The sequence below is a fragment of the Reyranella sp. genome, assembly GCF_965249915.1.
Classification (GTDB): Bacteria; Pseudomonadota; Alphaproteobacteria; order Reyranellales; family Reyranellaceae; genus Reyranella.
Window position 1 is genome coordinate 3,246,532 of sequence record NZ_OZ252257.1, and the last position, 21,378, is coordinate 3,267,909.

21 protein-coding genes are annotated in these 21,378 nt (G+C 65.9%); 9 read left to right on the plus strand and 12 right to left on the minus strand.

Going from position 1 to position 21,378, the window contains the following annotated elements:
* Nucleotides 1-6: 6 nt before the first annotated feature.
* Both ACP15H_RS16135 and ACP15H_RS16140 read right to left on the minus strand, forming a co-directional pair.
* A complete protein-coding gene (locus tag ACP15H_RS16135; RefSeq protein WP_425067202.1) occupies nucleotides 7-843 on the minus strand; it encodes a phytanoyl-CoA dioxygenase family protein in 837 nt (278 codons plus the stop codon).
* 24 nt (nucleotides 844-867) lie between these two features.
* Nucleotides 868-1,848 carry a Bug family tripartite tricarboxylate transporter substrate binding protein gene (locus ACP15H_RS16140; protein WP_425067203.1) on the minus strand — a complete coding sequence of 327 codons (981 nt, stop codon included), beginning with the start codon at nucleotides 1,846-1,848 and terminating at the stop codon, nucleotides 868-870.
* Nucleotides 1,849-2,057: 209 nt separating this feature from the next.
* On the opposite strand from ACP15H_RS16140, the gene ACP15H_RS16145 reads away from it, so the two are divergent.
* Nucleotides 2,058-3,689 carry a GMC family oxidoreductase gene (locus ACP15H_RS16145; protein ID WP_425067204.1) on the plus strand — a complete coding sequence of 544 codons (1,632 nt, stop codon included), beginning with the start codon at nucleotides 2,058-2,060 and terminating at the stop codon, nucleotides 3,687-3,689.
* 55 nt (nucleotides 3,690-3,744) lie between these two features.
* On the plus strand, nucleotides 3,745-4,317 hold the full coding sequence (locus ACP15H_RS16150) for a hypothetical protein (protein WP_425067205.1): 573 nt from the start codon (nucleotides 3,745-3,747) through the stop codon (nucleotides 4,315-4,317).
* On the opposite strand, the gene ACP15H_RS16155 is transcribed toward ACP15H_RS16150, so the two are convergent.
* Both ACP15H_RS16155 and ACP15H_RS16160 read right to left on the minus strand, forming a co-directional pair.
* Nucleotides 4,314-5,477, minus strand: coding sequence for an MFS transporter (locus ACP15H_RS16155; RefSeq protein ID WP_425067206.1), 1,164 nt, complete (start codon nucleotides 5,475-5,477; stop codon nucleotides 4,314-4,316). The genes ACP15H_RS16150 and ACP15H_RS16155 overlap by 4 nt on opposite strands.
* A 34-nt stretch (nucleotides 5,478-5,511) precedes the next feature.
* Entirely contained in the window at nucleotides 5,512-5,955 is a 444-nt protein-coding gene (locus ACP15H_RS16160; RefSeq protein ID WP_425067207.1) for a GNAT family N-acetyltransferase, read from the minus strand.
* 317 nt (nucleotides 5,956-6,272) lie between these two features.
* On the opposite strand from ACP15H_RS16160, the gene ACP15H_RS16165 reads away from it, so the two are divergent.
* Genes ACP15H_RS16165 through ACP15H_RS16180 form a run of 4 tightly spaced genes read left to right on the plus strand, consistent with a single transcriptional unit; the run spans nucleotide 6,273 to nucleotide 11,339 of the window.
* Nucleotides 6,273-7,895 (plus strand): ABC transporter substrate-binding protein, encoded by a 1,623-nt coding sequence (locus ACP15H_RS16165; protein ID WP_425067208.1) that lies wholly within the window; start codon nucleotides 6,273-6,275, stop codon nucleotides 7,893-7,895.
* Between the two features lie 9 nt (nucleotides 7,896-7,904).
* Complete coding sequence (locus tag ACP15H_RS16170) at nucleotides 7,905-8,888, plus strand: ABC transporter permease (RefSeq protein WP_425067209.1); 984 nt, start codon at nucleotides 7,905-7,907, stop codon at nucleotides 8,886-8,888.
* Nucleotides 8,889-8,896: 8 nt separating this feature from the next.
* A complete protein-coding gene (locus ACP15H_RS16175) occupies nucleotides 8,897-9,730 on the plus strand; it encodes an ABC transporter permease (protein ID WP_425069910.1) in 834 nt (277 codons plus the stop codon).
* A gap of 10 nt (nucleotides 9,731-9,740) precedes the next feature.
* Nucleotides 9,741-11,339, plus strand: a complete 1,599-nt coding sequence (locus ACP15H_RS16180) for an ABC transporter ATP-binding protein (RefSeq protein ID WP_425067210.1) — start codon at nucleotides 9,741-9,743, stop codon at nucleotides 11,337-11,339.
* Nucleotides 11,340-11,587: 248 nt separating this feature from the next.
* On the opposite strand, the gene ACP15H_RS16185 is transcribed toward ACP15H_RS16180, so the two are convergent.
* A complete protein-coding gene (locus ACP15H_RS16185) occupies nucleotides 11,588-12,238 on the minus strand; it encodes a LysE family translocator (protein WP_425067211.1) in 651 nt (216 codons plus the stop codon).
* 116 nt (nucleotides 12,239-12,354) lie between these two features.
* On the opposite strand from ACP15H_RS16185, the gene ACP15H_RS16190 reads away from it, so the two are divergent.
* On the plus strand, nucleotides 12,355-13,668 hold the full coding sequence (locus tag ACP15H_RS16190) for a tetratricopeptide repeat protein (RefSeq protein WP_425067212.1): 1,314 nt from the start codon (nucleotides 12,355-12,357) through the stop codon (nucleotides 13,666-13,668).
* A gap of 7 nt (nucleotides 13,669-13,675) precedes the next feature.
* On the opposite strand, the gene ACP15H_RS16195 is transcribed toward ACP15H_RS16190, so the two are convergent.
* Genes ACP15H_RS16195 through ACP15H_RS16205 form a run of 3 tightly spaced genes read right to left on the minus strand, consistent with a single transcriptional unit; the run spans nucleotide 13,676 to nucleotide 16,019 of the window.
* Nucleotides 13,676-14,716, minus strand: coding sequence for a succinylglutamate desuccinylase/aspartoacylase family protein (locus tag ACP15H_RS16195; protein WP_425067213.1), 1,041 nt, complete (start codon nucleotides 14,714-14,716; stop codon nucleotides 13,676-13,678).
* Nucleotides 14,694-14,999 carry a hypothetical protein gene (locus ACP15H_RS16200; protein WP_425067214.1) on the minus strand — a complete coding sequence of 102 codons (306 nt, stop codon included), beginning with the start codon at nucleotides 14,997-14,999 and terminating at the stop codon, nucleotides 14,694-14,696. Before ACP15H_RS16200 ends, ACP15H_RS16195 begins: the two co-directional genes overlap by 23 nt.
* 6 nt (nucleotides 15,000-15,005) lie before the next feature.
* Entirely contained in the window at nucleotides 15,006-16,019 is a 1,014-nt protein-coding gene (locus tag ACP15H_RS16205) for a 1-aminocyclopropane-1-carboxylate deaminase (RefSeq protein ID WP_425067215.1), read from the minus strand.
* Between the two features lie 162 nt (nucleotides 16,020-16,181).
* On the opposite strand from ACP15H_RS16205, the gene ACP15H_RS16210 reads away from it, so the two are divergent.
* Entirely contained in the window at nucleotides 16,182-16,646 is a 465-nt protein-coding gene (locus ACP15H_RS16210; protein ID WP_425067216.1) for an Lrp/AsnC family transcriptional regulator, read from the plus strand.
* 14 nt (nucleotides 16,647-16,660) lie between these two features.
* Here ACP15H_RS16210 and ACP15H_RS16215 read toward each other — a convergent pair whose 3' ends face one another.
* The 3 genes from ACP15H_RS16215 to ACP15H_RS16225 form a co-directional block, all read right to left on the minus strand.
* The gene (locus ACP15H_RS16215) at nucleotides 16,661-18,265 is read right to left on the minus strand and encodes a GMC family oxidoreductase (protein ID WP_425067217.1); all 1,605 of its coding nucleotides are present in this window, start codon (nucleotides 18,263-18,265) and stop codon (nucleotides 16,661-16,663) included.
* A gap of 1 nt (nucleotide 18,266) precedes the next feature.
* Nucleotides 18,267-18,674 carry a hypothetical protein gene (locus ACP15H_RS16220; protein WP_425067218.1) on the minus strand — a complete coding sequence of 136 codons (408 nt, stop codon included), beginning with the start codon at nucleotides 18,672-18,674 and terminating at the stop codon, nucleotides 18,267-18,269.
* 97 nt (nucleotides 18,675-18,771) lie between these two features.
* Nucleotides 18,772-19,548 carry an SDR family NAD(P)-dependent oxidoreductase gene (locus ACP15H_RS16225; protein ID WP_425067219.1) on the minus strand — a complete coding sequence of 259 codons (777 nt, stop codon included), beginning with the start codon at nucleotides 19,546-19,548 and terminating at the stop codon, nucleotides 18,772-18,774.
* A gap of 172 nt (nucleotides 19,549-19,720) precedes the next feature.
* On the opposite strand from ACP15H_RS16225, the gene ACP15H_RS16230 reads away from it, so the two are divergent.
* Nucleotides 19,721-20,425, plus strand: a complete 705-nt coding sequence (locus ACP15H_RS16230) for a carbonic anhydrase (protein WP_425067220.1) — start codon at nucleotides 19,721-19,723, stop codon at nucleotides 20,423-20,425.
* A 69-nt stretch (nucleotides 20,426-20,494) separates the two neighbouring features.
* On the opposite strand, the gene ACP15H_RS16235 is transcribed toward ACP15H_RS16230, so the two are convergent.
* Complete coding sequence (locus ACP15H_RS16235; RefSeq protein WP_425067221.1) at nucleotides 20,495-21,325, minus strand: alpha/beta fold hydrolase; 831 nt, start codon at nucleotides 21,323-21,325, stop codon at nucleotides 20,495-20,497.
* Nucleotides 21,326-21,378 lie beyond the last annotated feature (53 nt).

The window sequence follows — 21,378 nt, forward strand, 5'->3', positions numbered from 1 at the left end:
CCGGGCTCAGGCAATGACGCCGTAGCGCGCCTGCTGTTCGGCATGGCCTTCGCGATAGCGGCCATAGGCGCGCTTGTGCGCCTCGGCCTGCGCGTCGGCGTCGAGGGTCCGCGGATCGTCCTCGAGATCGAAATGCCCGTAGCGATCGACGCCGCGCACCAGCGTGGCCGACATGCGCTTGCTGCCGCCATGGCGCACATGGGCGGGGATGTAGCTGATGCCGAAGCCGATGCGGCGGTCGTCGCTGCGGTTGGGCCGCGAATTGTGCGCGACCAGCGTGTGATGCAGCGACACCTGGCCGGTCTTCACCGGTGCGAAGACGGCGCGCGAGGTATCGAGCGGCTCGCTGATCGAGCGGGCACCGGCATTGATCGTGCCCGGCGTGGCCGTCTGCCCGTGCGCCAGCTGGCCCAGGCGATGGCTGCCCGGTGCGAACTCCATGCAGCCCGCCTCGATCGAGGCCTCGGAGAGCGCCACCCAGGCGGTGACGTGCTCGTAGGGCGACAGGCCGAAGAAGGTCGCATCCTGGTGCCAGGCGGTGATGGCGTCGGTGTTCGGCTCCTTGATGAAGAAGGTGCTGGTGAAGACCAGGATGTCGGGGCCGAGCAGTTGCTCCATCACGTCGAGCAGCCGCGGATCCTCCACGAGGTCGCGCGCCCAGGGCAGCCGCACATGCAGCTTGCGCCGGTCGCCTGCCGAGACCGGCCCGGGCGGCAGGGTGCGCTCGAAGGCTTCGAGGTCGGCGCGCCAGGCGCTCGCCTCCTCGGTCGTGAAAACGTCGACGGGGGCAAAGAACCCGTCGCGGTGAAAGGCGTCGACCTCGGCCTGGCTGAGCGTGCTCACGTGTCTCGTCCCTTCCTTGTGCGATCAGCCGCCGGTGCCGGTCGCCTTGGCCAGCGGCCCCCACTTGGCCGCCTCGGCGGCAAGGAACACCGACAGCGCCTCGGGCCCGGTCTTCTGCGGCAGGTTGTAGCCCAGCTCGATGTAGCGGGCGCGCACGGCGGGATCGTTCAGCGTCGCATCCACTGCCTTGACGATGCGGTCGACGATCGGCCGCGGCGTCTTTGCCGGCGCCAGCATGGCCTGCCAGCTGCCGACCTCGAAGCCCTTGAGGCCGAGTTCGTCGAGCGTCGGGACCTCGGGCACCAGCCGCGAGCGTTCGAGCGACGAGACGGCGAAGGCGCGCACCGCGCCGCTCCTCACATGCGGCACCAGCACGTTCTGCGAATCCATCATGAAGCCGACCCGGCCCGCGACGAGGTCGTTCATCGCCGCCGGCGTCGAGCGATAGGGCACGCGCGTGAACTCGACGTTCTCCAGCTTGGCCAGCAGCATCTGGGCCAGATCGGCCGAGCTGCCGGGACCGGCGGAGCCGCAATTCACGGTGCCGGGATGGGCCCGGAGGTAGGCGATGAAGCTCTTGTAGTCGGTGGCAGGCACGGAGGGATGAACCGCGAGCACGAACGGCATCAGGCCGAGATGGCTGATCGGCTGGAACGCCGTCGCCGGATCGAAGGTGACCTGCGGGAAGAGTTCGGGGATGACGGAGTGCGCCATGCCCGTGACCAGGAGATTGTAGCCGTCCGGCGCGGCGCGCGCGATCAGGTCGGCGGCGATCGTCGATCCGGCGCCCGGCTTGTTCTCGACCAGCACCGTCTTGCCGAAAGTACCGGTCATATGCTCGGCCACAATGCGCGCGACGACGTCGATCGCACCGCCCGCGCCATAGGAGACGACGACCCGCACCGGCTTGTCGGGATAGGCGTCCTGTGCGGCCGCGAACCGGGGAAGGCCGGCGGTCGCCGCAGCCGCCAGGCCGAGCCGGAGAAAATTCTTGCGGGTATGCATCGGAGGGACCGTGCGAAAACACATGGGGGAGCGCCTCGAACTGTAGGAGCAGCCCCCCGAAGCCAGCAACATTGATACCAAACCCGACTCCGCAGGGCGGGACCCGACGTCTCGTTCCCATTGGCGAAACCCGAGACCGCTTCGCGCCCCGGCATGTCTTGTCAGGACGCGTACGGACTGCTCCCCTGAGGCCCAAGGGAGAAAACGAAATGCAGAGAGACTCGACCTATGACTACATCGTCGTCGGTGCCGGGTCCGCGGGCGCGGTCGTCGCGAGCCGGCTGACCGAGAGCGGCCAGCATCGCGTCCTGCTGCTCGAAGCGGGCACCCAGGGCTCGAACTTCTTCTGGTCGAAGGTGCCGGTCGGCGTCGCCAAGATGATCGACGATCCGGCGGTCAACTGGTGCTACTCGTCGGAACCCGACGAAGGCTCGGGCGGACGCCGCATCGCCGTGCCGCGCGGCCGCATGCTGGGCGGCTCCAGCTCGATCAACGGCATGGTCTATATCCGCGGCCAGGCGCAGGACTATGACCACTGGGCCCAGCTCGGCAATCGCGGCTGGAGCTTCCAGGACGTGCTGCCGATCTTCAAGCGCATGGAGCGCTTCGAGGGCGGCTCCGACGAGTTCCGCGGCCGCGACGGCATCCTCCCCGTCACCCACACGCCGCGCAACAAGGTCCCGCTGCTGGAGAAGATGATCGAGGCGGCCGAGAAGATGGGCCTGCCCTACAATCCCGATCAGAACGGCGCCACGCAGGAAGGCATCGGCATGTCCCAGGTGACGATCACCAAGGGTCGCCGCCAGAGCACCGCCTTCTGCTACCTCGATCCGGCCCGCAACCGCGCCAACCTGCAAATCGACCAGGGCGCCACTGCCGACTCCCTCATCCTGGACGGCAAACGCTGCGTCGGCGTGCGCTATTCCGTCAACGGACAGAAGCGTGAAGCGCGGGCGACGCGCGAGGTCATCGTCTCGGGCGGCTCGATCAATTCGCCGAAGCTGCTCGAACTCTCCGGTATCGGCCAGGGCGATCGGCTGCGCGCACTCGGCATCACGCCGGTTCACGAGCTGCCAGGCGTCGGCGAGAATCTGCGCGACCACTACTCGCCCCGCATGAAGTTCGAGATCACCGGCAAGAACCTCACCTTCAACGACAATGCGCGCGGCTGGCGGCTGGCCCGCGAGGCGCTGAAATACGCGGTGCTCCGCGAGGGCTTCCTTGCCTCCACGTCAGTGCCGATCCGGCTCTACTTCCGCACGCGCGTCGGGCTCGACTCGCCCGACGCCACCATCTCGATCGCGCCCTTCCTCTACGAGATGGTGGGCAAGGAACGCCGCGTCTCGGCGCAGAAGGGCATCACCATGAACGTGAACGTGCTGCGCTCCGAAAGCACCGGCTCGGTCCACATCAAGTCGGCCGATCCCGCCGAACCGCCGGCGATCCGCTTCAACTTCCTGTCCACCGAGCACGACCGCACCGGCATCGTGAACGTGCTGCGCAAGGGCCGCGAGCTGATGGCCACCTCGCCGCTCAAGGAAGTCACCGGCCAGGAGATCGCCCCCGGCGCCCATCTCCAGAGCGACGCCGACCTGCTCGAATGGGTGCGCAACAATGCCGAGACGACCTATCACCCGGTCGGCACCTGCAAGATGGGCAACGATCCGCGCGCCGTCGTCGATTCCGAGCTGCGCGTCCACGGCATCGCCGGCCTCCGGGTCGCCGACGCCTCGATCATGCCCACGCTCACCAGCGGCAACACCAACGCCCCCACCATCATGATCGGCGAGAAGTGCGCTGCGATGGTGCTGGCGGCGGCGGACGTGGCGCGCGCGGCCTAGACTTGGAGTTTGTTAGCGAAGTTTTCGACCTGCCAGAAGTCTAGGACAGCGAGCCATGCCTCTTGAGATCATCGCAAGCGACTACATTGCTCGCTTTCGTGGCCCCGCCATCGCCGAGATGACTTTCTATAAGGAGCAGCCCTCCTTGAGCGAGGCCATCCGATTGGCGGCACTATCACGGACGGCCCACGGCAAACGCCATGCACATCAGCGGCGGATTCCGGGGCATGTGCTGGAGGCCGCCGAGCAGAGCCTACAAGGCATCTCGGCGAGCCTGGGCGAAGCACGGTCGTTTGACGAAGTGCATCACCAAATTACAAATCAGATAGGGTCATTGCGCGGGATTGGCGAGCTTGCGATCTACGATTTCTCGCACCGAATTGGCGCATTCCTCAAACTTGCGCCTGACCTCGTCTATCTCCATGCCGGGACGCGAGTCGGGGCACGCGCCCTGAACCTGACGGGTGACGTTATTCCGAAGAGCGCCATCCCTTCGGCATTTCACTTCCTTTCAGCAGCGGAAATCGAGGATTGTCTCTGCATCTATAAGTCACTGCTCAAACCCGGCACGATAGGGCGCATTAGTCGCTCGTTGTGCATGACCGTCAAACGGCCTGTGTGCCACTAGCTGGATGGGGGAATTGCCCTCATCCGGTTCAGCAGCAACAGGATCGCGAGCGCCGTCACGCTCAGCGCGCCGAGGACTGCGAACGTGGCCTGCGGACCGAACCCCGACATGAGTCCGGCGAGAACGGGTGGCGCCAGCGCGTTGATCAGGTTCAGGGGCAGGGCGATGCTCGATATGGCTGCGGCGTAGTCGGCTTTCTGGAAGAAGACGAGCGGCATGGTGGCCCGCGCAACGGCGAAGGCGCCGCTGCCCAGTCCGAACAGCACCAGATAGCCGCCGACGGACACGGGTCCCGAACCGCCGATCCCGATGACCGCCAACCCCATGGGGATCATCGCCCCGGCAACGAGCCCGGTGGACAGGCCATCCCATCGCCTCCCGCCCAGCAGGTCGATCACCCGCCCGCCGACCTTGAAGACACCCATGAGTGAGGCGATCGCCACTGCACCGGCAAGGTCCAATCCCATCGCCTGCAGGAGCTGGATGCCCAACGCGTCGATACCGAAGGTCACAAAGCCGTTCAGGGCAATGGCGGCCACCATCAGGAGGAAGACCGGTGCCTTGCGCAGCTGTCCCGCCGCGGACGTCACGGACGTCGCTGCGTGTGTTGCCGGCAGGCCGAATCGCACCAGCGGACAGACGATCAGGATCATCACGGCGGCATAGACCACGCCGACGCCGCGCCAGCCCACCAGATGTTCGAGGAAGGCGGTGATGGGCCAGAAGACGCTGCCCGCGAGACCCGTCACCAGCATCAGCGTGCCGATGAGGCTGCGCGCGCTCTCTCCGGCATGGTCGGCGATGTAGGCATAGGCCGCGGTGGTCAGGAACAAGGCACCCGCCCCTCCGATCAACGCCCAAGCCGTCCAGAAGACCGCCAGGTTCGGCGACAGCGCGAGCAGCCCCTGCCCCAGCCCGATGCCGGCCGCACCAACGACCATCGCCCATCGTGGGCCAAAGCGTCGGAAGGCGCGGCCGGCCCATGGTGCGGCAAGGCCCATCGCGACGAACATCACGGAGGTGCCGAGGAAGACCGACGGCAAATCGCTGCCGAAGGACGCCGCCACCGGTGGCGCGATCACGGGCAGCACGCCGATCGTGCCCCAGCCGGTGATCTGGGTCAGCGCGAGGATGAGCAGTATCCGAAGTTGGCGGCGCATCGTTCGTCGTCGGCGATCGGACGAGGGCTTGCCTTCAGGCCAGTGACTTTTCGAAGTAGACACGGTTGAAGCCCGCTTCGCTACGCCGCCCGACTTCGACATGGCCCAGCCTTGTATAGATCGAGAGGTTCTCGATCATCTTCTCGTTGGAGAGGTGTACGGCACCAAAGCCGCGCGGCCGCGCCGTGTCTTCACAGAAGGCGATCAGCCTCTTGCCGACGCCGCGTCCGGCGACGCTGGGCAACACGGCGACATTCTCCAGCATGACATGCCCCTCCTCGGCATAGAAGACGATGAAGGCCTCGAGGACGCCCTTGTCGTCGGTCGCTACATAGACGTGGCCGCCGGCGATCTGTGCAGGGAAGTCGGCAACCATCGGCACGGGCGTGCGGCCCATGGCCGGAACGTAGCGCGGATAGGCCTGCTCGGCACAGGTCCTCACCTCGGGTTCGCCACTAGGCACGGCCTGCCGGATCATGTCGCTCTCTTCCGTCGAGGGCGGGGCGATAGTGACCGAGCGAAGCGCTGCTCGAAAGCCCCTGCCCGTGACGTCCGCTCTATTCCTGGTGTGTCCAGAGACACGGCACAAGCTCTGACAATTGCGTCCCGATCGGTTCTGCAACTCATCGAAGCGGCGTCGGGCATCCGCATGCAAGGCAACCACGCCGCAGAGTCGCCAACGGGAGCGCGGCATGGCTGGCACATGAATTGCTGCATTGTCTGCAAGTCGTCAGGACTTCGACCAGTCTCATCGCGCCGCATGTCGGGCGCGACTGCACTCAACAGGAGACGAAAATGCGTAAATTGACGCGACGGGCGCTTGCCCGGCAGGGTCTGGTGGCCGGCACTTTGGCAGCGGGACTGAGCAGCCAGGCACTGATCTCCCGATCGGCCGGCGCGCAGACTTCCGCCGTAACGCCCAAAAGAGGCGGCACGCTGAACACGATCCTGACACCCGAGCCGCCCGTGCTCGTCCTCGGCGTCAATAACCAGGGCCCTACCCAGCTCGCCGCGAGCAAGCTGTACCAGGGACTCCTGCAGTATTCGTTCAAGCTCGAACCTCTGCCCCAACTGGCCAAAAGCTGGACGCTCTCGGATGACAAGAAGACCTACACCTTCAAGCTCCAGGAGAATGTGAAATTCCACGACGGCCATCCAATGACGGCCGACGACGTGATCTTCTCGATCATGAAGTTCCACACCGAACTCTCACCGCGCGCAAAGCCGATCTTCGCCAACATCGAGAGCGCGACGGCGCCGGACCCTCTGACGGTGGTGCTCGCACTCAAGAGGCCGTTCGAACCGTTCCTGCTGATGTTCGACGCCACTGCCTGCGCCATCGTCCCCAAGCACATCTACGACGGTACCGATTACCGCACCAATCCGGCGAACCAGAAGCCGATCGGCACGGGGCCGTTCCAGTTCGTCGAATGGCAGCGCGGCAACTTCATCCGCATGAAGCGCTTCGCCGACTACTGGGGGAAGGACCAGCCGTACCTCGACGAAATCATCTACCGCATCATTCCCGACAGCCAGAGCCGCGCGCTGGCGCTTCAGACCGGCCAGGTCCAGCTCACCCAGGCCAACGATATCGAGCCGTTCGACGTACCGCGCTTCAAGGCGATGCCCAATCTCGAGGTCGAGCTCATCGGCTGGGAATATTCCTCGCAGCTTGCCTGGATCGAGATCAACCATCGCGTCAAACCGCTGGGCGACGTGCGCGTGCGCCAGGCGATCAACATGGCGATCGATCGCAACTTCATCCGTGACCGGCTGTGGTTCGGCATCGGCAAGCAGGCGACGGGACCGATCTGCTCGACGACGAAGTTCTACGACCCTGCGGTGGCGAAGCTTCCGGGTCACAACCCGAAGGCGGCGATGGCGCTGCTCGACGCGGCCGGGCTGAAGCCCGATGCCAAGGGAATCCGCTTCACGATCAAGCACATGCCGCTGCCCTACGGCGAAGTCTGGACGCGTTTCTCGGAGTATTTCCGGACCTCGCTGCGCCAGATAGGCATCGAAGTCGTCCTCGAAACCGTCGATGCCGGCGCCTGGGCGCGCCGCATCGGCGACTGGGACTACGAGACCAGCGTCAATTTCCTGTCGCAGTTCGGCGATCCGACCCTGGGCGTCGAACGCAGCTACGTCTCGACCAACATCAAGAAGGTCACCTTCACCAATACCGGAGGCTATGCCAATCCGAAGGTCGACGAGCTGTTCACGACGGCGCGCGATGCCGACGATCCGAAAGTGCGTCAGGAAGCCTTCACCGCGGTGCAGAAGATCCTGTGCGAGGAAGTCCCGCAGATCTGGTTCCTCGAACTGGCGTGGCCGACCATCCATGACAAGAAACTGCACAATGTGATCAAGACCGCGACAGGGCCGAATTCCTCGTTCGACAACGTCTTCCTGTCGTAGGCGGCAGACATGGGTGGCGTGCACCTCGCCCGCTTCCTCGTCCAGCGCATGATCAAGATGGTGGTGATGGTGTTCGCCATCGTCACCGCCAACTTCCTGCTGGTCCACGCGGCGCCGGGCGATCCCGCCAGTGTGATGGCCGGTGAGGCCGGCGCGGCGGATCCGCAGTTCCTGGCTCAGCTGCGCACCCAGTTCGGACTCGACCAACCGCTGTCGACGCAGCTCTGGCTCTATGTGAGCCACGTGGCGCACGGCGATCTCGGCATGTCCTATCGCCAGCAACGCCCCGTGGCCGGGCTGATCGCGGAACGTCTGTCGGCGACGCTGCTGCTGACCGGAACGGCCTTCGTCCTGGCGATCCTGCTTGGCGTGACCCTGGGTGCGCTCGCCGCCCGGCGCGTCGGGCGAACGTCGGACAGTCTGATCACCGTCCTGGCGCTCGGCCTCTACGCCACACCGCTCTTCTGGGTCGGGCTGATGCTGGTGCTCGTCTTCAGTGTCTGGCTGGACTGGCTGCCAAGCTTCGGGATGAACACCGTGGGCGCCAACCTGACGGGCTTCGCCGCCGTCCTGGATACCGCGCGCTATCTGCTCCTGCCGGCTCTGACACTCGGCCTCTTCTACATGGCGGTCTATGCCCGGCTGAGACGGGCGGCGATGCTCGAAGTCGCATCACAGGATTTCGTGCGGACGGCGCGCGCCAAGGGCGTTCCGGAAGGTGCCGTGCAGCGCCGCCACGTTCTCCGCAACGCCCTGCTGCCGGTGATAACCGTGGCCGGGATGCAGCTCGGCCAGCTCATCGGCGGCTCGATTCTGGTCGAGACCGTATTCGCATGGCCGGGGATCGGCCGTCTCGCTTTCGATGCCCTGCTCGCGCGCGACTACCAGATCCTGCTCGGCGTGTTCCTGGTCACCTCGGTGTTGGTGCTGCTCTTCAACCTGCTGACCGACCTCCTCTATGCCCTGATCGATCCGCGCGTGGAGGTCATGTGAAGCAATTGCTGGGCGAGTTTGCTGGCACTTTCCTGCGCAATCGCGGTGCGGCGGTCGGTCTGGTCGTCCTCGCCCTCGTGGGCCTGGCCGCCGCGACGGCCGATCTGCTGTTTCCCTTCTCTCCCTGGGACATGCGGGGCGGGCCCTTCATGCGGCCCGGCGAAATGGATCTTCTGCTGGGTTCCGACAGCCTGGGACGCGACGTCGCCGCCGGCATCGCCTACGGTGCCCGGGTATCGCTGCTGATCGGCGCGGTGTCGACCGCGGTGGCGGTGCTGGTCGGCATCACCCTGGGCGCCGTCGCAGGCTACGCCGGCGGCGTGGTCGATGACGCCATCATGCGTTTCACGGAATTCTTCCAGACGGTGCCGAGCTTCCTGCTGGCGGTCGTGCTGGTGGCGATCTTTTCGCCGAGCCTCAGCTCGATCGTCGCGGCGATCGCGATCGTGTCGTGGCCGCCGGTCGCCCGGGTCATTCGCGCCGAGTTCCTGTCGCTGCGCAGCCGCGAGTTCGTGCAGGCCGCCGAAGTGCTGGGCCGCTCGCGCACCGCGATCGTGTTCCGCGAAATTCTGCCCAATGCCCTGTCGCCGATCATCGTCCTCGCGAGCCTCATGGTGGCGAGCGCCATCCTGCTGGAGAGCGGCCTCTCGTTCCTGGGCCTGGGCGACCCCAACATGATCTCCTGGGGCTTCATGATCGGCGCAGGCCGAAGCGTGATCCGCATCGCCTGGTGGATGAGCGTGTTTCCCGGCGTCGCGATCTTCCTGACCGTACTGGCGCTCAACCTCGTGGGCGAAGGGTTGAGCGACGCACTCAATCCCCGCCTGGCGCGGCGTCGGTGAGAGCCGGGCGATGAGCGTGCTCGACGTCCGCAACCTCACGGTTGCCCTGCCGCCGGGAGCAGACCGTCCGCACGCCATCGAGAATGTCTCGTTCACGCTCGATGCCGGCGAGATCCTCTGCATCGTGGGCGAGAGCGGATCCGGCAAATCGGTCTCGGCGGGCGCGATCATGGGTCTGCTCCCGCCGGCCCTGAAAGTCCTGGGCGGCGACATCGACTTCGAGGGCCGGTCCATCCTCGGACTGAAGTCGGCGGAGATGCGCCTGCTGCGCGGCAGTCGCATCGGCATGATCTTCCAGGAGCCGATGACCGCGCTCAATCCGCTGATGCGGGTCGGCGACCAGATCGCCGAGGTGCTGAAGATGCACGGCGTCGCGGGTTCGGCCAAGCGTGTGCAGGACTTGATCGAGGCGGTGCATCTGCCCGATCCCGACCGTATCGCCCGCTCCTATCCGCATCTTCTCTCGGGCGGCCAGCGCCAGCGCGTGATGATCGCCATGGCCCTCGCCCTCGAGCCGGCCGTCCTGATTGCCGACGAGCCGACGACGGCGCTCGATGTCACGACGCAGATGCAGATCCTGGGATTGATCAAGGAAATCCAGTCCCGCCGGGGTATGGGCGTCTTGTTCATCACGCACGATTTCGGCGTGGTCGCCGAGATCGCCGACCGCGTCGCGGTGATGCAGCAGGGCCGTATCGTCGAGAGCGGACACGCGACACAGGTTCTGAACGAACCGCGGCATTCCTATACGAAGGCGCTGATCGCCGCCGTACCGCACCGTGCCCGCGCCATCGAAGAGGCGCCGACAGGACGGCCCGTGCTCGAGTTGATCGGCGTGCGCAAGAGCTACTGGCGCAGCGGCGGCCTCCTTTCGCCCAAGGTGAAGGTGTCGGCGGTGCAGGATGCCGATATCGCGCTTCGCAAGGGCGAGACGCTGGGATTGGTTGGCGAAAGCGGTTCGGGCAAGTCCACGTTGGCGCGTTGCATCGTCAACCTCGTGAAACCCGAGGAGGGCGCCATCCGCTTCCATGACACCGACCTTCGGCGCCTGATGCGCCATAGCTGGAAGCCCTATCGCAAGCGCATCCAGATGGTGTTCCAGGATCCCCACGCCTCCCTCAACCCTCGCCGGCGCGTAGGCGAGATCATCGCCGAAGGCCCCATGGCGCACGGTGTGACCAGGGCTGCGGCATTGCGCCAGGCTGGCGACCTGCTGGCGCTGGTGCAACTCGATCCCAGTGCCGCCGACCGGTTTCCGCACGAGTTCAGCGGCGGCCAGCGCCAGCGCATCGGCATCGCCCGCGCACTGGCCATGGAACCGGAACTGCTGATCGCCGATGAGCCCGTTTCTGCCCTGGACGTTTCCGTTCAGGCGCAGATCCTGGCGCTGCTCGAGGACCTCCGGCAGCGATTGGGCCTCACGATGCTGTTCATCACGCACGACCTGCGGGTCGCCGCGCAAGTCTGCGGACGGGTCGCTGTTATGCAGCGTGGCGTCATCGTCGAGCAAGGACGCACCGCCGAAGTCTTCGCGTCGCCCCGGCATCCTTACACAAAGAGTCTTCTCGATTCGATTCCGGGACGACATTGGTTGCCGCCCGTGAATTAGCCATGCGGCTCAACCGGTGGCGGAATCCCGAGACCGGGCCATCAGGCAGTGGGCGCCCCCATCGCGACGAACATCACCGAGGTGCCGAAACACGGGCAACAGAGGGAGGCCGCACGTCCATCTTTTGGCGCAATAAGCGGCAGAATGCCGATCACTGGCCACCCGGCGACCAGGCTAGGCGGCAAACGACCCGCACAGGCGGATGACGCCGCATCGCTCATTCACGCGCCGGCACGGCGCCTCGGACGTCAGGACGCCGCCTTGACGAGAATCTCGCGTCGCAGCTCGTCCGCGAGCTTGAGCCCCAGGGCGATCATGACACCGCCGGCGAGCAGGTCGAGGTAACGCGCAAGGCGCTGGTAGAGCTTCCGGGCGGCCCCGGTCGAGAAGAACAGCGCCAGCGTGCCGTACCAGATCGCGGACTGGACGCCGACGATTGCCACGATCGTGGGATAAACCCAGCCCGGTGCGTGCGGCGGCAGTGCCACGAGGAAGGCGCTGGTCCAGAACACCGCCGACTTCGGGTTGCTCAGCGTGGTCATGACGCCGGCCATGAAGGGGTTGCGCCCCGCCAGCTGCGGCGGCGCTCCCTGTCCGTTCCCCTTCGGGCCGAGCCCCGCCCGCAACAGTCGCACGCCGACATAGATCAGGTAGGCTGCGCCGACAAAGCGCAGCGCCCGATAGAGCCATCCCGCCTCGAGGAGCAGCGCCCCGACGCCGCCGATGGCCAGCACGACCCAGAGCAGCGAGGCCACGACCACGCCTGCGACGGCCTTGAGACCATCGCTGCGGGAGCGCGTCGCCGAGTACCACCCGACCACGACCGTGTTCGGGCCCGGCAGCATTGCCATCAGAAGGTGCATCGTGGCGAGACCGACCAGATTGGGCAGGAAGTCCATTGCATGCGTCCTTAAGCAACCGGGCGATTGCCCGATACCAATCTCACAATGCGATGACTTCCGCTCTTCCGGAAGCTTGAAAGCGTTTCTCGGCCGACGCACGGTAACGGCGGACAATGACGGGTTCTGGTGACGACATGCTGACAGACCGCTACGGCCTTCCCCTCTCCACCGCGAACGTCATCGCGCGCGATGCCTATGTCGAAGGTGTCGACCTGCTGCTGACGGTCTTCCCCGGTGCGGCTGCCGCCTTCGATAGAGCCATCGCCGCCGATCCCGCCTTGGCGCTGGCCTATATCGGCCGGGCGCGGGCCTCCCAGCTTGCCGGCAAGATGGAGACGATGCGCGCGGACCTCGCCACGGCCTCGTCGCTCGCCGAGGGAGTCTCGACCCGAGAGCGCAGCCAGATCGAGGTCTTTCGGTCGCTGTTCGCCGGCCAGCCGGTCGCCGCACTGGCGGCGCTGCGGGCCCATGTGCAGACCTGGCCGCGCGACGCGCTGGTGCTCAGCCTCGCCGCCAACCAGGGCGGATTGATCGGCATGTCCGGCCTCTCGGGCCGCGAGCAGGACCTCGCCGACTTCCTCGACGGGCTCGCCCCGCACTATGGCGAGGATTGGTGGTTCGAGGGGCATCGCGGGATGGCGCTGTCGGAGATCGGCCGGCACGACGAGGCGCGCCCGATGATCGAGCGCTCGCTGGCTCAATACCGGCGCAATGGCTACGGGGCGCATGCCTTCGCCCATCTCTGCTACGAGACCGGCGAGCGCGATGCCGGCATCGCCTTCCTGCGCGAGTGGCTGCCGATCTACGATCGCGGCGGAGGGCTGTTCGGCCATCTCAACTGGCATCTCGGCCTGTTCGAACTGCACGCCGGCAACCTCGAAGGCGGGCTCCGCCTCTATGGCGACGCCTTCTGCGCCGACGACCATCGCGGCGCCGTCCACCAGAAGCTCTCCGATTCGGCGTCCTTCCTCTGGCGCTCCGAACTGGCCGGCCATCCACGCGATCCCGCCCGCTGGGCCAAGCTCAAGGACTATGCGCGCGAGAAGCTGCCGCGCCCCGGCATGTCGCTCGCCGACTGGCATGTCGGACTCACCCTTGCCGCCACCGGCGACGATGCCGCGCTCGAGGACTGGGTCCAGGCGATCGAGGATCTGGCCAACGCCGGCCGCTATCCTTCCGGATCCGTGATCCCCGCCGTGGCCCGTGCCTTCGCCGCCTACCAGCGCGGTGATTACGCAACGGCGATCCGCCTGATCGAGCCGATGCTGCCCGAGCGCGAACGGATCGGCGGCAGCCGCGCGCAGGGCGACCTGGTGGAAGCGACGCTGCTCCGGGCGTACCTGGCCACCGGACGCGAGGCAGAGGCCAGGCATCTCACCGCGGCCCGGCGCCCGGGCCCGGCCACCCTCCCCGTGGCGGGCTTTTGACCTTCGACTAGTAAGCGCTTGTGGTCGTCGCCAACTGGAACAGACAGTCGCCGCGCTCGCAGTGCGCCGGCACGCGCTTGCAGATCACGAGCCCCGGCCGCTGGAAAGCGACGACTGCCGGTTCGCGCCAGGGCGTGTGGTGGAAATGGATTCGACCTGCTGGCTGACGCGCGTTCACTTCCTGGCCCAGCTCGACCAACGGCTCGAACAGGCCGCCTTCGGAGGCATAGACGTAGTAGTCGTCGCCCACGGTTTCCGTCAGCCGCGTGGAGGCAGGCGGAGGTACGGGCCCCTGCAGCAGTCCGACATGTGCCAGCACGCGGCGCATGCCCTGCTCGGCAATGGAGAGAGACGCCGGCGTAACGAAGCCGCCGCCGCCCAGTTCGGTCGTCAACGCAACGACGCCCTGCCGGGACGCGGCAGAGGTCAACGCACGCTCGCCACCAGGGGCCCTCGAGATGAAGGTGACCGGCGCACCGAAGGCCTTAGCCAGACCGATGGTCTTCTCCAGTATTGCGGGCTCCGGATGGTGCGCGACCAGCGCACTTGGAATGTAGATCAGAGAACTGCCGCCCGAATGGAAGTCGAAGGCATAGTCACAGCCTGGCAGCAGCGCATGTTCGATCCAATAGGCGATCTGTTGCGTGATGGTGCCGTTGGCGTCCCCGGGGAAAGCGCGATTGAGATTTCCCTGGTCGATCGGAGACGTGCGTCGGCCCTCCAGTGCGGCCGGGAAATTGGCGGAGGGCAGGATGAGCAGGCGCCCCCGGATATCGTCAGGTTCGATGTTGCGGATCAGGTTGCCCAGCCCGATCTGCCCTTCCCACTCGTCGCCGTGATTGCCCGCCACCAGCAGGACGGTCGGACCTTCGCCGTTGCGGATGCGCACGATCGGCACCGGGATCCAGCCGTACGCCGACCGGTGCACCGAGTGAGGCACGCGCACGAATCCCGCTGCCTTGCCCTCGGCATGGAGATCGATGTCCGCCGACAGCCGGCTCCGGGCGGCTCGCTCGCTGGACTCTTCAGGGGAACAGGGCGCCGGCATGTTCGCTCCCACCAACCACCTCCATCAGCAGCAGTCTGACGTCGGCCGAACGGATGAAACTCTCTTCCGATCGCCATTCGGAGACGATCGACCTGGCGCGCGTCACACTCGCAACCTGAACGCCGACGGTGCTCCGGGCCGATCCAGTGCCCTCGCCCGGCTCCGTTCCTACGAACTTGATGCCGGCTTCGTTGCGGGTGGCCAGCACGACGACGCGGTCGAGGATCCACGTCCGGAAATCGACCCTGTCCGCCGGGAAGGTGCAGAGGATCAGGGCGCCCACGGGATGCTATCCATTTCTGAACGCGTAGCCGTAGCCGTTGAGAGCCGGGGCACCGCCCAGGTGGGCATAGAGAACCTTCGAGCCCTCGGGGAAATAGCCTTTCTGGACGAGATCGATCATGCCCTGCATCGATTTACCCTCGTAGACGGGATCCGTGATCATCCCTTCGAGGCGGGCGCAGAGGCGAATGGCCTCCTTGGTTTCTTCGGACGGCACGCCATAGACCGGATAGGCGTAATCCTCGACGAGCACGACGTCGTCCTCGACGATGTCCCTGCCCAGCTCGACCAGCCGGGCGGTGTTGCGCGCGATCTCGAGGACCTGCGCCTTGGTCTGCGCCGGCGTAAAGGACGCATCGATGCCGATGACCTTGCGCTCGCGTCCGTCCTTGGCGAAGCCGACCAACATGCCCGCATGCGTCGAACCGGTAACGGTGCAGACCACGATATAGTCGAAGGCGAAGCCGAGTTCCTTCTCCTGCTCCCGGACCTCTTCGGCAAAGCCGACATAGCCCAGGCCGCCATATTTGTGGACCGACGCCCCGGCGGGGATCGCATAGGGTTTGCCGCCCTTGGCCTTGACGTCCTCGATCGCCTCTTCCCAGCTCCGTCGGATACCGATATCGAAACCTTCATCGACCATCTGGACGTCGGCGCCCATGATACGGCTGAGCATGATGTTGCCGACGCGATCGTAGACCGCATCCTCATGTGGCACCCAGCTCTCCTGAACCAGCCGGCACTTGAATCCGATCTTTGCAGCGACCGCGGCAATCATACGGGTGTGGTTGGATTGCACGCCCCCGATCGAAACCAGCGTGTCTGCATTCGAGGCGATCGCGTCGGGGATGATGTATTCGAGCTTGCGCAGCTTGTTGCCGCCGAAGGCGAGGCCGGAGTTGCAATCCTCCCGCTTGGCATAGAGCTCGACCTTGCCGCCGAGATGCTCCGACAACCGTTCGAGTTTCTCGATATGGGTCGGCCCGAATGTGAGGGGGTACCGCTCGAACTTGGACAGCATGGAAGTTCCTTCCGCTGAAACGCTTCAATCCGGTCGGATCGTAGCGAAACCGGCTCAGAAGGTGCTCTCGAATACCGGGCTGCATTTGGCCGATCCGCAGATCACTGATAAATATTCAGATCGATATTTCCGAGTCATCGACCATTTGCGGAAGATCCTTCCATGTCAGAACAGCTAGACCGAATCGATCTCCGGATGTTGCGGCTTCTTCAGGGTAACGGCCGGCTTTCCAATGCCGAGCTGGCGAAGCTGGCCGCCGTCAGCCCCGCCACGTGCCATCGCCGGACGCAGCGCCTTTTCGAGAAAGGCTATATCGGCGGCGTCCGGGCGACGGTGGCGCCCCGGAAGGTCGAGAGGGGAGCCCTGGTCATCGTCGGCGTCGTGCTCGACCGCTCGACTCCTCAAAGCTTCGGCGATTTCGAAAAGGCCATCGCCAAGTTGAAGTTCGTCCTCGACTGCCATCTGGTGGCCGGGGACTTCGACTATTTCCTGAAGATCCGGGTGAAGGATATCGAGGGCTTCAACCGTATGCATGGCGAGAAGTTGATCGCCCTGCCCGGCGTCCGTCAGACGAGAACGTTCTTCGTCATGAAAGAGGTCATCGACAACGCACCTCTTGATTTCTGACGGTGTAGCCTCAGTCAGTCGAACAGCGTCGACAGGCGCTGCTTCATCTGGTCGGCGACGTAGAGGGCCAGCGCCTGGATGGTGGAGGTCGGGTTCACGCCGCCCGAGGTCACCCAGATGCTGCCGTCGACGATGAACAGGTTCTTCACATCGTGCGTGCGGCCCCACTCGTTCACCACCGAGCGCTCGGGATCGGTGCCCATGCGCGCCGTGCCGAGCAGGTGGCCCGGATAGTTGAGCGCCGTGCGCGAGGCGTAGAGGTCGGTGGCGCCGGCCTCGGTGAGGATCTCCTCGGCGCGGGCGATGCCGTGCTCCATCATGCGGCGCGTGTTCTCGCTGATCGCATAATCGATCTTCGGCGCCGGAATGCCGTGGCTGTCCTTCAGCACCGGATCGAGCGTGACGCGGTTATGCTCTTCGGGCAGATCCTCGCAGGCGACGCCGATGCTCAGCCGGTGATCGAGCATGCTGCGATAGCGGCGATGATGATCGCGGCCCCAGGGCAGCAGGCCGGAGGCGGCGCCCATCACGGCCTGCGTGGCCGGGCCGGTGCCGCGGCCGAACTGCAGCGTGTAGCCGCGCACGAAGTCGCGCGACGGATCGGTCTCGTAGAACTGCTTGCTCCAGATGCAGTTGATGGGGCCGCGCCCGCCATCCAACGTCTCCTCGACATAGCCGCTCACGATCGGCCAGGGATGCAGCATCAGATTCCGGCCAACGAGCCCTGAGGAATTGGCGAGGCCGTTCGGGAACTTCGCCGAGGCCGAGTTCAGCAGCAGGCGCGGCGTGCCGACCCCGTTGCAGGCCAGGATGACGACCTCGGCCGCCTGGAAATGCTCCACGCCATCGGCATCGTAGTAGATCGCGCCGGCGGCCATGCCGCGTTCGTCGGTGGTGATCTCGCGGACCCGGCAACGCGTGCGCAGCTCGACTCCGGCGCGCAAGGCCAGCGGCCAATAGGTGATGTCGGTACTGGCCTTGGCGCCCTGCGCGCAGCCCGGCGTGCAATGGCCGAGATTGATGCACTTCGCCCGTCCGTCATAGTCGGTCGTGGCGATGGTGGTATCCGACGGCCACCAGTGCCAGCCCAGCCGGTTCATCGCCCGGGCGTAGCGGGTGCCGGTCCGGCCGAGCCCGATCGGCGGCATGGGCGGATGACGCGGCGGCACGCCGGGATCTCCGGCGAGCCCCGACACGCCCATCATCCGGTCGTTCTCTTCGTAGAACTTCTCGAGCGCCCAATAGTCGACGGGCCAGTCGTCGGCCACGCCATCCAGCGACTTCACCTTGAAGTCGGAGGGATGCATGCGCGGCCAGTGTGCCGTGTAGATCACCGTGCCGCCGCCGACGCCGTTGAAGTTGGCGATCTTCATTAGCGAATTGTCGTCGTTGACCGGATAGTCGGTGTCGCGCCCGCGCCGGTTGGGGCTGATGTCGAAATCCGTGTAGCGCCGCGCTTCCCAGTCGCGGCCGTTGCTCGGGAAGTCGGTCGACTTCATCCAGTCGCCCTGCTCCAGGCACAGGATGCGCATCTTCGTTTCGGCGAGACTCCAGGCCACCGCCGCACCCGATGCGCCGGATCCGATGATCAGGACATCGACCTTCTCGTTGGCGGCCATGTCAGCGCTCTCCGTCAGGAACGATACGATCGTCGCGCCAGAAGGGCGGCCGGTTGCGGACCGCGTCGAGCAGCGACCAGTCGCCCTGCTCGAGCACGTAACCCTGCGGGAAGGGCGCGCGGGCTTCGTGCCCGAGGGCCACCAGAACCCGATCGTCGCGATAGTAGGCGCCGAGGATCACCCGTCCGAGCGCGGCCGCGGATGCCCCGCCGACGGCATACCAGTCGTTGGTGAGAGCCTCCCGGGCACTGCGCTCCAGACCGGCGAAGCCTTCGCCGGCTTTGACCGTGATCGCGGCCAGAGCCTCGCGCACCAGCGGGAGATCGCGCCCCATCGATCGAACGATGTCGTCGAGGATGATCGGATCGTCGGCGCCCGGCATGCCGAGGGCGGCCTCTTCGGGAATCATCGTTCCGGCGATTGTCCTGAGTGCGTCGGTTTCGTCGGCGGAAAGGGGTGTTTGCGGAGCGGCGGCCATGTGAACCCTGGTGACGTGCAGGGCGATCCTAGGCGATCGCGCGGCCCCCATCGACGTAAAGATTGACACCGTTGATGTAGGCGCCGGCGTCCGAACACAGGAGCAACGCCGCGCCGGCGAGGTCGTCGGGCTGGCCGAGGCGGCCGGCCGGGATGCGCTGCACCAGCGCCTCGCCCTCGACCGCCATCTGCTCGCGATTGCGTGCCGTCAGGATGGCGCCGGGCGCCAGGTTGTTCACCGTGACGCCCTGCCCGCCGAACTGCCGGGCGAGATTCCAGACCCAGTTCAACTGGGCGGCCTTGGTGCCGGCATAGACCATCATCTGCGGATGCGGCCTCACCTGCTGCACGCTGCCGATGGTGACGACACGTCCCCAGCCGCGCCGGCCCATCGGCGGTACGAGTTCCTGCAGCAGCTCGAGCGGGCTGCGCAGGTTGACGGCGATCTGCCGGTCGAACCGCTCGCTCGAAATCGACCCGTAGGATTCCGGAATCTCGATCGAGGCGTTCAGCACCAGGATGTCGACGGGCGACCAGGTCGAGACCGAGTCCGCGAGCCTATGCCCCGCCTCCGCGAGCGAGAAGTCCTGGCCGAACGCACGGGCGGTGCCACCCGCCTGCTCGATCTCGCGAACGACCGAGGCAGCATCGGCCTCCTCTTCCTCGCTGCCGGCATGATGGATCGCGAGTCGAGCGCCGGCGCCGCTGAGGGCGAGCGCGATCGCGCGGCCGATCTCGCGGCGCGCGCCGGTCACGAGGGCGGTGCGGTTCGTCAGACGAAAGCGGTCGAGCACGTTGGGCGACATGAGCCTCCAGGCCCGCAAGCATGGCAGTGTCGGAGCATTTCTCAAGCGCCCGCGTGTCCGACGGGTGCCAATGCAATTCGTGATCGTTGATTCCGCTCAGCTATGCATCGACGCCGGTTGCTCCTCGAGACATGGAACGTATGGTGAGCGCCCAACATTGGAGGAAAGGCCTATGTGCAGAGTCTGTTCGTCACGTCGCGGTCTGCTTTCGGGAATGGGCAGTCTTGCGGTCACGGCCGCGATGGGTGCCATGGCAGCCAGGTCGGCCCTGGCGCAGCCGGTCCGTTCGGTCGAGACGCCGGATGCGGCGCTGGCCCGCCTGATGGAAGGCAATGCGCGCTACGCTTCCGGCCAGATGTCGGAACGTGATTTTTCCGCCGGCCGTGTCGCCCGCACCCAGGGCCAGGCGCCCTTCGCCGCGATTCTCGGCTGCGCAGATTCGCGCGTGGCGCCGGAACTGGCGTTCGATCAGGCGCCGGGCGAACTCTTCGTCGTGCGCGTTGCCGGCAACTTCGTCACCCCGGATGGGCTGGGCAGCCTCGAATACGGCGCCGCCGTTCTCGGCACCAAGGTGATCATGGTGCTGGGCCACACGAGCTGCGGCGCCGTGAACGCGACCGTCGATGCCCTGCAGAAGGGAAACAACCTGCCCGGCCACATCGGCGACCTGGTGCGCGCCATGAAGCCCGGCATCGAGCCGGTGCTCAAGACGCCGGGCGCCGATCTCCAGCAGCGCGCGATGATCGCCAACGTTCAGGCCAACGTTCGCCGCCTGCAGACCGAGAAGCCGATCCTGGGCGACATGGTCGCGGCCGGCAAGCTCAAGGTCGTCGGCGCCTATTACGACCTGCCCACGGGCAAGGTGATGATGATCTGACGACCGACGCTGAGTCGGATCGTGACATCGATGCAGGAAAGGCTCCTGCATCGATGTCGATCGACCGACTCAAGCCTTGATGAAGGCGAGCAGGTCGGGATTGAGCACGTCGGCATGGACGGTCAGCATGCCGTGCGGATAGCCCTTGTAGACCTTGAGCGTGCCGTGCTTCAGCAGCTTGATCGACAGCTCGGCCGCGTCGGCGATCGGAACGATCTGGTCGTCGTCACCGTGCATCACGAGCGTCGGCACCGTGATCGCCTTGAGATCCTCCGTGAAATCGGTCTCGGAGAAGGCCGCGATGCAATCGTAATGCGCCTTGGCGCCGCCGATCATGCCCTGCCGCCACCAGTTCTGGATCGTGCCCGGAAGGACCTTCGCGCCCTCGCGATTGAAGCCGTAGAACGGGCCACTGGCGACATCGAGATAGAATTGCGCACGGTTCGCCGCGAGGGCAGAGCGCAGGCCGTCGAATACGTCGATGGGCAGGCCCTTCGGGTTCTTGTCCGACTTCACCATGATCGGCGGCACGGCGCTGACCAGGACCGCCTTGGCGACACGCCCCGGCTTGGCCCGCGCCACATAGCGCGCCACCTCGCCGCCGCCGGTCGAATGGCCGATATGAACGGCGCCCTTCAGGTCCAGATGGTCGGCGAGCTCGATGACGTCTGCGGCATAGGTATTCATCTCGTTGCCGGTATCGGTCTGCGTCGAACGGCCGTGGCCGCGGCGATCATGGGCGATCACCCGGAATCCCTTGCCGAGGAAGAAGAGCATCTGCGTATCCCAGTCGTCGGCGCTCAGCGGCCAGCCATGATGGAACACGATGGGCTGCGCATCCTTGGGACCCCAATCCTTGTAGAAGATCTGGGTTCCGTCCTTCGTCGTGATGAAAGCCATGTGAAGTCCCCTTGCGATTGAAAACGCAGCGCAAGGTTGGCCCAGAAGGCCGC